The organism is Streptomyces sp. NPDC101118 (genome assembly GCF_044759445.1).
Taxonomy (GTDB): Bacteria; Actinomycetota; Actinomycetes; order Streptomycetales; family Streptomycetaceae; genus Streptomyces.
The window spans coordinates 19146-29092 of sequence record NZ_JBIVZG010000039.1; the positions used below are offsets into that span (position 1 = coordinate 19146).

12 protein-coding genes are annotated in these 9947 nt (G+C 71.9%); 8 read left to right on the forward strand and 4 right to left on the reverse strand.

All coding sequences use genetic code 11. The annotated features are described in order from the left end of the window. Window positions 1-152 precede the first annotated feature (152 nt). From ACIQUQ_RS34960 to ACIQUQ_RS34970, 3 genes are all read left to right on the forward strand, one after another. On the forward strand, window positions 153-1298 hold the full coding sequence (locus tag ACIQUQ_RS34960; protein ID WP_403984176.1) for a GAF domain-containing sensor histidine kinase: 1146 nt from the start codon (window positions 153-155) through the stop codon (window positions 1296-1298). Continuing rightward, on the forward strand, window positions 1291-1968 hold the full coding sequence (locus ACIQUQ_RS34965; protein WP_403984178.1) for a response regulator: 678 nt from the start codon (window positions 1291-1293) through the stop codon (window positions 1966-1968). Before ACIQUQ_RS34960 ends, ACIQUQ_RS34965 begins: the two co-directional genes overlap by 8 nt. A gap of 168 nt (window positions 1969-2136) precedes the next feature. After that, the gene (locus tag ACIQUQ_RS34970) at window positions 2137-2382 is read left to right on the forward strand and encodes a chaplin family protein (protein ID WP_403984180.1); all 246 of its coding nucleotides are present in this window, start codon (window positions 2137-2139) and stop codon (window positions 2380-2382) included. A gap of 170 nt (window positions 2383-2552) precedes the next feature. Here ACIQUQ_RS34970 and ACIQUQ_RS34975 read toward each other — a convergent pair whose 3' ends face one another. Then, window positions 2553-3341: a hypothetical protein gene (locus tag ACIQUQ_RS34975; RefSeq protein WP_403984182.1), complete on the reverse strand. Its 789-nt coding sequence runs from the start codon at window positions 3339-3341 to the stop codon at window positions 2553-2555. 138 nt (window positions 3342-3479) lie between these two features. On the opposite strand from ACIQUQ_RS34975, the gene ACIQUQ_RS34980 reads away from it, so the two are divergent. The 4 genes from ACIQUQ_RS34980 to ACIQUQ_RS34995 all read left to right on the forward strand — a co-directional run bounded on the left by ACIQUQ_RS34980 (window position 3480) and on the right by ACIQUQ_RS34995 (window position 6777). Continuing rightward, a complete protein-coding gene (locus tag ACIQUQ_RS34980; RefSeq protein ID WP_399940459.1) occupies window positions 3480-4280 on the forward strand; it encodes an ABC transporter ATP-binding protein in 801 nt (266 codons plus the stop codon). A gap of 50 nt (window positions 4281-4330) precedes the next feature. Then, entirely contained in the window at window positions 4331-4759 is a 429-nt protein-coding gene (locus ACIQUQ_RS34985) for an NfeD family protein (protein WP_403984184.1), read from the forward strand. A gap of 110 nt (window positions 4760-4869) precedes the next feature. Then, on the forward strand, window positions 4870-5814 hold the full coding sequence (locus tag ACIQUQ_RS34990) for an SPFH domain-containing protein (protein ID WP_399940464.1): 945 nt from the start codon (window positions 4870-4872) through the stop codon (window positions 5812-5814). A 192-nt stretch (window positions 5815-6006) separates the two neighbouring features. Continuing rightward, window positions 6007-6777, forward strand: coding sequence for a sulfite exporter TauE/SafE family protein (locus tag ACIQUQ_RS34995; protein ID WP_403984186.1), 771 nt, complete (start codon window positions 6007-6009; stop codon window positions 6775-6777). Between the two features lie 76 nt (window positions 6778-6853). On the opposite strand, the gene ACIQUQ_RS35000 is transcribed toward ACIQUQ_RS34995, so the two are convergent. The 3 genes from ACIQUQ_RS35000 to ACIQUQ_RS35010 all read right to left on the reverse strand — a co-directional run bounded on the left by ACIQUQ_RS35000 (window position 6854) and on the right by ACIQUQ_RS35010 (window position 8876). Next, window positions 6854-7357: an HNH endonuclease gene (locus ACIQUQ_RS35000; protein ID WP_399940468.1), complete on the reverse strand. Its 504-nt coding sequence runs from the start codon at window positions 7355-7357 to the stop codon at window positions 6854-6856. Between the two features lie 148 nt (window positions 7358-7505). Next, window positions 7506-8042: a YbhB/YbcL family Raf kinase inhibitor-like protein gene (locus ACIQUQ_RS35005; RefSeq protein ID WP_403984188.1), complete on the reverse strand. Its 537-nt coding sequence runs from the start codon at window positions 8040-8042 to the stop codon at window positions 7506-7508. 51 nt (window positions 8043-8093) lie between these two features. Further along, window positions 8094-8876, reverse strand: coding sequence for a sporulation protein (locus tag ACIQUQ_RS35010; protein ID WP_399940472.1), 783 nt, complete (start codon window positions 8874-8876; stop codon window positions 8094-8096). Window positions 8877-8979: 103 nt separating this feature from the next. Between ACIQUQ_RS35010 and ACIQUQ_RS35015 the strand changes: the two genes are divergently transcribed. Beyond that, window positions 8980-9621, forward strand: a complete 642-nt coding sequence (locus ACIQUQ_RS35015) for a DNA-3-methyladenine glycosylase (RefSeq protein ID WP_403984190.1) — start codon at window positions 8980-8982, stop codon at window positions 9619-9621. The last annotated feature ends 326 nt before the right edge of the window (window positions 9622-9947 follow it).

The following is a 9947-nucleotide window of genomic DNA, read 5'->3' on the forward strand; positions in this document are numbered from 1 at the left end:
CCGCCCGGATCGGCCCCGCGGCCGCACCCCCGGGGTCCTTCGGCCTAGGCCGCAGGACCCTCCGTCGCAGGTCCCGGGCCCTGCGACCGACGCCCCGCACCCCCCGACCCCGGTCCGATCCGGACCGCACCCCCCGCGGGTACGGTGAGCCCATGAGCCACCGACCCCGCACCGGCCTCGCCGCCGTCTCCACGGCGCTCCTCGCGATGAGCCGCCACCTGGAGGTCCGGGACGTGCTCAAGACGATCGTCGCCTCGGCCCGGGAACTCCTCGACGCCGAGTACGCGGCCCTCGGCGTCCCCGACGACCACGGCGGCTTCGCACAGTTCGTCGTCGACGGCGTCAGCGACGAGCAGTGGCGGGCCATCGGCCCCCTGCCCCGGCAGCACGGCATCCTCGCCGCGATGCTCCACCAGGCCACCCCGGAGCGGCTCGCCGACGTCCGCGAGGACCCCCGCTTCGAGGGCTGGCCCGCCGCCCACCCGGAGATGTCCGACTTCCTCGGCCTGCCCGTCCGCGACGGCGACGACATCATCGGCGCGCTCTTCCTCGCCAACAAGCGCTGCCCCCGCCCCGGCGGCGGATGCGGCTTCACGGAGGAGGACGAGGAACTGCTCGGCATCCTCGCCCAGCACGCCGCCATCGCCCTCACCAACGCCCGCCTCTACGAACGCAGCCGCGAGCTCACCATCGCCGAGGAGCGCTCCCGGCTCGCCCACGAGCTGCACGACGCCGTCAGCCAGAAGCTCTTCTCCCTGCGCCTGACCGCCCAGGCCGCCACCGCCCTCGTCGACCGCGACCCGGCCCGCGCCAAGGAGGAGCTCCACCAGGTCACCGTCCTCGCCGCCGAAGCGGCCGACGAGCTGCGCGCCGCAGTCGTGGAACTGCGCCCCGCCGCCCTCGACGAGGACGGCCTGGTCGCCACCCTGCGCACCCAGATCCAGGTCCTCGACCGCGCCCACACGTCACATGTCACGTTCCGGTGCGACGGCGTACGCGCGCTCCCCGCCGCCCAGGAGGAAGCCCTCCTCCGCGTCGCGCAGGAGGCGCTCCACAACGCCCTGCGCCACTCGGACGCCGGACTCGTCGAGGTCACCCTCACCCGCCGCGGCACCGGCGCCCTGCTCCGCGTCACCGACGACGGCCGCGGCTTCGACCCCCGGACGGTCCGCCGGGCCGGCCGCCACCTCGGCCTCGTCTCCATGCGCGACCGCGCCGGCGGCGTCGGCGGCAGGCTCACCGTGCAATCGGCGCCCGGCACGGGCACCACGATCGAGATGGAGGTCCCCGGTGGCTGACACGGCGGCCCGCCCCACCACCGCACGCGCACCCAGGATCAGGGTCCTGCTCGTCGACGACCACCAGGTCGTCCGCCGGGGCCTGCGCACCTTCCTGGAGGTCCAGGACGACATCGAGGTCGTCGGCGAGGCCGCCGACGGCGAGACCGGCGTCGCCCACGCCGAGGAGCTCCGCCCCGACGTCATCCTGATGGACATCAAGATGCCCGGCACCGACGGCATCGACGCCCTGCGCCGCCTCCGCGAGCTGGCCAACCCCGCCCGCGTCCTGATCGTCACCAGCTTCACCGAGCAGCGCACCGTCGTCCCCGCCCTCCGCGCGGGCGCCGCGGGATACGTCTACAAGGACATCGATCCCGACGCCCTGGCCGGCGCCATCCGCTCCGTCCACGCCGGCCACGTGCTGCTCCAGCCCGAGGTCGCCGGCGCCCTGCTGGCCCAGGAGGAGCAGGCCCCGGCGGGCAGCCGCGGCGGCACCCTCACCGAGCGCGAGCGCGAGGTCCTCGGCCTCATCGCCGACGGCCGCTCCAACCGGGAGATCGCCCGCGCCCTCGTCCTGTCCGAGAAGACCGTCAAGACGCACGTCTCGAACATCCTCATGAAGCTGGACCTCGCCGACCGCACCCAGGCCGCACTCTGGGCCGTACGTCACGGTCTGACCGATTCCTGACCGGATCGCCGCCACGCCCTGACCGGACCGCCCCGGGTTACGGTCCGGGCTGAGATTCATACCGTCGGGTGGATGTACCCCACATGGCGCATCCTGACCGGCGGGCGACCGTTTCCCATGGCGTGCCGCGGCGGCTGGCCGCGGCGAACACCAGTGAGGACGTCGAACGTGAAGAACTTCAAGAAGGCCACCGCCGTCACCATGATCGCCGGCGGCCTGGTGGCCGCCGCCGCCGGTGTCTCCGCCGCCCACGGCGGCGCCCACGCCCACGGCGAGGCCCTGAACTCCCCCGGCGTGGGTTCCGGCAACCTCGTCCAGGTACCCGTCCACGTCCCCGTGAACGTGGTCGGCAACGCCGTCACCGTCATCGGCGCCCTGAACCCCGCCTTCGGCAACTCCGGCCTCAACGCCTGACGCCACCCGAGCCCGCCGGCCCCCGTACCTCCTGGCGGTACGGGGGCCGGCGTACGCCCCGGCGCAACACGCCCCGCGGATCCGGGGGCACCTCCCGGCGACAGCCGGGCGAGCGGGCCCCGGACGGGACGGCCCACCCCGGCGGGGGAGCGGGCCCCCGAAGGGACGGCCTACCCCCGCCGCCGCTCCTGCTCCTCCACGTACGCGTTGTACGCCGCGACCTGCGCCCGCCGCGCCACCCGCTCCACCGGCCGCAGCGCCTCCGTCCGCGCCGCCATCTCCGAGGCCGCCACCGCGCCCCCGTGCCCGGCCCCGACCGCCAGATCCATCATCAGCGCGATCCGCTGCGCCAGCTCCAGCACCCGCACCGCACGCGGCGGATACCCCGGCGCCAGCACCTCGCGCCCCGCCTCCGCCCGCGCCCGGTACGCGTCCAGCGCCGCCTCCGCCACCGGCCCCGAGGCCGCCACGCCCAGCCGCGTCAGCACCACGGTCGCCTCCCGCAGCGCCTCCGCCAGCTCCCGCTCCGCCTCGCCCAGCGACGGCACGTCCGCGGGCGGCGCCTCCCGCACCGGCAGGCAGTGCCACACCACCTCCACGTGCACGTCGCCCGCCGGCCCGGCCTCGCTCACCTCCGGCACCAGCCCCAGCGCCGCCCCCACCGCGACGACCGCCTCCTCCGCATCCAGCGCCCGCGCATTGAACTCCGGCGGACCGCTCAGCCCCAGCGGATGCCCCGGCGCCGGCAGCGCCACCCGCAGACCCGTCACCCCCAGCGCCCGCAGCCGGCCGAGCCCCAGCGTCAGACCGACCGGCGCGGACTCGCCCGGCAGCCCCTGCACACGGTGCACCGCATCGTCCCCGACCACCGCGAGCACGGCGTCGTCCGGCGACACCAGCCCGCCCAGCAAAGCGTTTCCCCAGGCGGCCAGCCGCCCTGAACGTGGTTCCGAAAGCATGCGACCACCCTACGGACCTGACGCCAGGCGGGGCCCGAGTCCCCGGACCCCACCCCGAGTGGCGTAGGTTTTCCCTGGGGGCTGCGCCTGAAGGCGGCGGCTGGGACAACCAAGACTGCAATGGGAGACAACGCGCTCATGAGCGATGTACTGGAGCTGGTGGACGTATCCGTGGTCCGCGAGGGCCGGGCTCTGGTGGACCAGGTCTCCTGGTCGGTCAAGGAAGGGGAGCGCTGGGTGATCCTCGGCCCCAACGGCGCCGGCAAGACCACCCTCCTCAACGTCGCCTCCAGCTACCTCTTCCCCACCAAGGGCACCGCCAGCATCCTCGGCAGCACCCTCGGCAAGCCCGGCACCGACGTCTTCGAGCTGCGCCCCCGCATCGGCGTCGCCGGCATCGCCCTCGCCGACAAGCTGCCCAAGCGCCAGACCGTCCTCCAGACCGTCCTCACCGCCGCCTACGGCATGACGGCCACCTGGCAGGAGGACTACGAGGAGATCGACGAGCAGCGCGCCCGCGCCTTCCTCGACCGCCTCGGCATGTCCGACTACCTCGACCGCAAGTTCGGCACCCTCTCCGAGGGCGAGCGCAAGCGCACGCTCATCGCCCGCGCCCTGATGACCGACCCCGAGCTCCTCCTGCTCGACGAGCCCGCCGCCGGTCTCGACCTCGGCGGCCGCGAGGACCTCGTACGCCGCCTCGGCCGCCTCGCGCGCGACCCCCTCGCCCCCTCCATGGCGATGGTCACCCACCACGTCGAGGAGATCGCCCCCGGCTTCACCCACGTCCTGATGATCCGTCAGGGCAAGGTCGTCGCCGCCGGCCCGATCGACCTCGAACTCACCTCCCGCAACCTCTCCCTCTGCTTCGGCCTCCCGCTCGTCGTCGAGCGCACCGACGGCGACCGCTGGACCGCCCAGGGCCTGCCCCTGCGCTGAACCCGGACGTCCTCTGTCCGGACCGCGTCCGACCGAATTACCATGACCATGTGGAAATCGACGCGTGGGTGTGGTGGCTCATCGGCGCGGCCGGACTGGGCATTCCGCTCGTCCTGACCGCGATGCCCGAGTTCGGCATGTTCGCCGTCGGCGCCCTCGCGGCGTCCGTCACGGCCGCCCTCGGCGTCGGAGTCACCGGCCAGGTCCTCGTCTTCACCGCCGTATCCGTCGCGCTCATCGCCGTCGTACGGCCCATCGCCAACCGCCACCGCTCCCAGCGGCCCGAATTCGCCAGCGGGATCGACGCGTTGCGCGGCAGAACCGCCGTCGTCCTCGAACGCGTCGACGGCACCGGCGGACGCATCAAACTGGCCGGCGAGATCTGGTCCGCCCGCACGCTCGACGCGGACGCCAGCTTCGAACCCGGCCGACAGGTCGACGTCGTCGAGATCGACGGCGCCACCGCAGTCGTCATGTGACCCCAGGTCACCGAAACCCCGCGCCCCACGGACCCCGCGTCTGCGAGACTCCGTAACCGACGGGGCAGCAAGAGGCCGGACAGGCAGTCAGAAGGGTACGGGGGAACCGTATGCAACCGATCATCATCGTCCTGATCATCCTGGTGGTGCTGGTCTTCATCGCCCTGGTCAAGACGATCCAGGTCATCCCGCAGGCCAGCGCGGCGATCGTCGAACGCTTCGGCCGCTACACCCGCACCCTCAACGCGGGACTGAACATCGTCGTCCCGTTCATCGACTCCATCCGCAACCGCATCGACCTCCGCGAACAGGTCGTCCCGTTCCCGCCCCAGCCGGTCATCACCCAGGACAACCTGGTCGTCAACATCGACACCGTCATCTACTACCAGGTGACCGACGCCCGCGCCGCGACCTACGAAGTGGCCAGCTACATCCAGGCCATCGAGCAGCTCACCGTCACCACCCTCCGCAACATCATCGGCGGCATGGACCTGGAACGGACCCTCACCTCCCGCGAGGAGATCAACGCGGCCCTCCGCGGCGTCCTCGACGAGGCCACCGGCAAGTGGGGCATCCGCGTCAACCGCGTCGAGCTCAAGGCCATCGAACCGCCCACCTCCATCCAGGACTCGATGGAGAAGCAGATGCGCGCCGACCGCGACAAGCGCGCCGCCATCCTCCAGGCCGAAGGCGTCCGCCAGTCCGAAATCCTGCGCGCCGAGGGCGAGAAGCAGTCCTCCATCCTCCGCGCCGAAGGTGAGGCCAAGGCCGCCGCGCTCCGCGCCGAGGGCGAGGCCCAGGCCGTCCGCACCGTCTTCGAGGCCATCCACGCCGGCGACGCCGACCAGAAGCTGCTCTCGTACCAGTACCTCCAGATGCTCCCGAAGATCGCCGAAGGCGACGCCAACAAGCTCTGGATCGTCCCCAGCGAGATCGGCGACGCCCTCAAGGGCCTCAGCGGCGCCATCGGCAACTTCGGCGGCCCCAGCGGCAGTTCACCCCTCCGCAAGGAAGAGCCCCCGGCCCCGCGCCGCGAACAGCCCCCCATCGACTGACACCCCGCACCGACCCCCGGCCGACCCACCGGCCGGACCGTCGCGCCACCCGTCGCGCCACGCGTCGGGCAACCTGACGGCCGGCCGTGGACACCCCGACGACCGGGCCCGCCCTTCGTGCATGATCAGTGAGGCCCCCCGACCTTCATGGCGGGGAGGCGACTCACCGAACCGAAGGGGCTGGCCCGGTCCATGTCCATCTGGGAACAACTCGCGGTCTTCGCCGCCGGCATCGGCGCCGGCACCATCAACGCCATCGTCGGCTCCGGCACCCTGATCACCTTCCCGGTGCTCCTCGCCACCGGACTCCCACCGGTCACCGCCAACGTCTCCAACACCCTCGGCCTGGTGCCCGGCGCCATCAGCGGAGCCATCGGATACCGCAAGGAACTCGCCGGCCAGCGCACCCGCGTCCTCCGCCTCGCCTCCGTCTCCCTCATCGGCGGCCTCGCAGGCGCCGCACTCCTCCTCACCCTCCCCTCCGACTCCTTCGACACGATCGTCCCCGTGCTCATCGGGCTCGCCCTCGTGCTCGTGGTCGCCCAGCCCCGCCTTGCCGCCGCACTCCGCCGCCGCCAGGAAGCCGCCGGAACCGACCCCGCCCACCCCGACGGCGGCCCCGCCCTCCTCGCCGGCATGACCGTCGCCAGCGCCTACGGCGGCTACTTCGGCGCCGCCCAGGGAGTCCTCTACCTCGGCCTCATGGGCCTCTTCCTCCACGACGACCTCCAGCGCATCAACGCCGTCAAGAACGTCATCGCCGCCCTGGTCAACGGCATCGCCGCCGTCTTCTTCCTGTTCGTCGCCGAGTTCGACTGGACCGCCGTCCTCCTCATCGCCGTCGGCTCCACCCTCGGCGGCCAGATCGGCGCCAAGGTCGGCCGCCGCCTCCCGCCCACCGTCCTGCGCGGAGTCATTGTCGCCGTCGGCCTCGTCGCCATAGCCCAGCTCCTCCTGCGCTGACCGCCCCGCACACGGCACAGGGCCCGCCCCCGGTCCCGGGGACGGGCCCTGCCCATCAGTCAGTACGTACGAGTGGCTACGCCGACTGCGCCAGCCACTCCGGCAGCGCCGCCCGCTGCCCCGCACCCAGCGAGAACAGCATCGCGTCCGCCGGAGTCGGCACGAACGGCCTCCGCAGCAGCGGCATCCCCGCCTGCTCCGGCGTCCGGTCCGCCTTGCGGTGGTTGTCCTCCGCACACGACGCCACCGTGTTCAGCCACGTGTCCCCACCACCCTGCGCCCGCGGCACCACGTGGTCCACCGTCGTCGCCCGCGCACCGCAGTACGCGCACCGGTGCTGGTCCCGCACCAGCACCCCCCTCCGCGACCACGGCGCGTGTCTTCGGAAGGGCACCCGTACGTACCTGCACAGCCTGATCACCCGCGGCACCGGAAGCTCCACCGCGGCCGCACGCACCCGCAGTTCGGGATGCGACTGCTCGACGACGGCCTTGTCCTGCAGCACGAGCACCACCGCACGGTTCAGAGTCACCGTCGACAGCGGCTCGAAGCTCGCGTTCAGTACCAGCGTGTCCCGCATCTCGCCCACCTCCCGTGTGCAGGCCCGCACCCCTCGGCGCCCAAGGCCCGTAACCACTCTGTCCGGGTGCGCCACGCGGGACAACGCAATAAAAATGCCCGGTCCCGGCCATCTTTAGACCAGGACCGGGCGAACCCCGGGCGAACGATCAGTTGTCCGCCGGGGCCTCGTACTCACCGATCAGCTGCGCACGCCCCACCGTGTGGAAGCGCAGGTGGAACCCGACGGCCGCACACGAGGCGTCCGCGTCGGGGCCGAGCCGCTCCCGGTCCACCGCGTACACGGTGAACACGTACCGGTGCCGCTCGCCCGCCGGCGGAGCGGCACCGCCGAAGTCCTTCGTCCCGTAGTCGTTGCGCACCTGCACCGCGCCCTCGGGCAGCCCCGTGAACTTCCCGCTGCCCGCACCCGCGGGCAGCTCGGTCACCGACGCCGGGACGTCGAAGACCACCCAGTGCCAGAAGCCGCTGCCGGTGGGCGCGTCCGGGTCGAAGCACGTCACCGCGTAGCTCTTCGTCCCCTCAGGAGCACCCTCCCACCGCAGGTGCGGCGAGACGTTCCCGCCCGCGTACACCTGGCCGGGCCCCAGATCCGCACCCGGAGCCAGGTCCTCGCTCACCACGGTGAACGAGGCGACCTCCGGATGGAAGTCGTGGGGGAGCGGCGGCCTGCTGAGCTGGGTCACGGGGAACCTCCTGATCACGCGGACACGGCTGTCGGAACTGCCGCGGGCAGCCTAGAACCAGTTGCGCTTCGAACCGACCGAAGCGATCCACTCGTTGAGGTACGCCGCCCAGTTGGTGCCCTGGTAGTCGTGCAGCCCCACCGTGAACGAGCGGAACGTGTCGCTGCCCTCGGAGAACAGACCCGGCTTCTTGTCCATCTCCAGCACGACGTCCATCTCGCGGTCGTCCGCGACGAACGTCAGCTCCACCTGGTTCAGACCGTGGTACTGCTGCGGCGGCAGGAACTCGATCTCCTGGTAGAACGGCAGCCGCTGCCGCGTCCCGCGGATGTGACCGCGCTCCATGTCCGCGCTGCGGAAGCGGAAGCCCAGCTGACCGAACGCGTCCAGGATCGCCTGCTGCGCCGGCAGCGGGTGCACGTTGATCGGGTCCAGGTCGCCGGCGTCCACCGCCCTGGCGATCTCCAGCTCCGTGGTCACGCCGATGTTCATGCCGTGCAGGTGCTGCCCGGCGAAGTGGGTGATCGGCGTCTCCCACGGGATCTCCAGACCGAACGGCACCGCGTGCACCGCCCCGGCCTGCACCTCGAAGGCACCGCCCAGCCGCAGCTTCGAGAACTCGACGTCCTGCTTGTACTCCTGGTCACCGCCCTCGACCTCGACACGCGCCTGGAGCCCCACCGACAGCCCCTCGATCTGCTGCGGCACCGAACCGCCCTGGATCCGGACCTCACCCTGGACGACACCGCCAGGGACGACGTTGACCTCCGACAGGACGGTCTCCACGGACGCACCGCCGGCACCCATGGCCGCGAGCAGCTTCTTGAACCCCATGCTCTGTCTCCCCTTGTACTGGACCTGTGCGGGACTGACCTCTACAAACGCGGAAACCCTAGAGCCCGGTTCCGCCCGGGGGCAGTCCACTACGCTCGGACGGATGAGCGCACGTTTCGACCGTACGCCCCTGCCCCGGTCCTTCTTCGACCGGCCGGTCCTCTCCGTAGCCCCCGACCTCCTTGGCCGCACCCTCGTGCGCACCACCGACGAGGGCCCCATCGAGCTCCGCATCACCGAGGTCGAGGCGTACGACGGCGAGACCGACCCGGGCTCGCACGCCTACCGCGGCCGCACCGCACGCAACGCCTCCATGTTCGGACCGCCCGGACACGCGTACGTCTACTTCATCTACGGCATGTGGTTCAGCCTGAACCTGGTGTGCGGCCCCGAGGGCCGGGCCAGCGGCGTCCTCATCCGCGCCGGCGAGATCACCACGGGCACCGAGCTCGCCCGTAAACGTCGACTTTCGGCCCGCAACGACAAGGAACTGGCCAAAGGCCCCGCCCGCCTCGCCACCGCCCTCGACGTCACCCGAGCCCTGGACGGCACGGACCTCTGCGGCGACCCCACGTCACCCCTGACCGTACTGACGGGGGAGGAGCCCGCCCCCGACCTGCTGCGCACCGGCCCGCGCACCGGAGTGGGCGGGGACGGAGCCCACCACCCCTGGCGTTTCTGGCTCGCCGGCGAGCCCACGGTCAGCCCCTACCGGGCCCACGCGCCACGCCGCCGCTCGACTTGACTCGGCTTGGCGAGACGCCTAACGTAGCCCGAGCCGTAGAAACGAGCACCGCTCTTGGCAGACCCCATCGGGGCCGACCGGGCAACTCGCAAGCGGCCAACCACTACCTACGATTCACCCTGGCGGGGACGAATTCGGCATGCCCGAATTCTGCGCCGACGGCTCGATTATGCGCCGCAGGGGAAATCCGCTAGCGTAGTGACCGCCGAAAGGGAAAGCGACGGAAACGTTCGCCGGAACCGGAAAGCACCGAGGAAATCGGGTCGAAAAGATCTGATAGAGTCGGAAACGAAGGAAGCGCCCGGAGGGCCCGGAAACGGGAACAA

Excerpts from the sequence above, each read along its gene's own strand:
- ACIQUQ_RS34975 (WP_403984182.1), bottom strand. The coding sequence starts at position 3,341 with ATGCTTTCGGAACCACGTTCAGGGCGGCTGGCCGCCTGGGGAAACGCT.
- ACIQUQ_RS34980 (WP_399940459.1), top strand. The coding sequence starts at position 3,480 with ATGAGCGATGTACTGGAGCTGGTGGACGTATCCGTGGTCCGCGAGGGC.
- ACIQUQ_RS34990 (WP_399940464.1), top strand. The coding sequence starts at position 4,870 with ATGCAACCGATCATCATCGTCCTGATCATCCTGGTGGTGCTGGTCTTC.
- ACIQUQ_RS35000 (WP_399940468.1), bottom strand. The coding sequence starts at position 7,357 with ATGCGGGACACGCTGGTACTGAACGCGAGCTTCGAGCCGCTGTCGACG.
- ACIQUQ_RS35015 (WP_403984190.1), top strand. The coding sequence starts at position 8,980 with ATGAGCGCACGTTTCGACCGTACGCCCCTGCCCCGGTCCTTCTTCGAC.
- ACIQUQ_RS34960 (WP_403984176.1), top strand. The coding sequence starts at position 153 with ATGAGCCACCGACCCCGCACCGGCCTCGCCGCCGTCTCCACGGCGCTC.
- ACIQUQ_RS35010 (WP_399940472.1), bottom strand. The coding sequence starts at position 8,876 with ATGGGGTTCAAGAAGCTGCTCGCGGCCATGGGTGCCGGCGGTGCGTCC.
- ACIQUQ_RS34995 (WP_403984186.1), top strand. The coding sequence starts at position 6,007 with ATGTCCATCTGGGAACAACTCGCGGTCTTCGCCGCCGGCATCGGCGCC.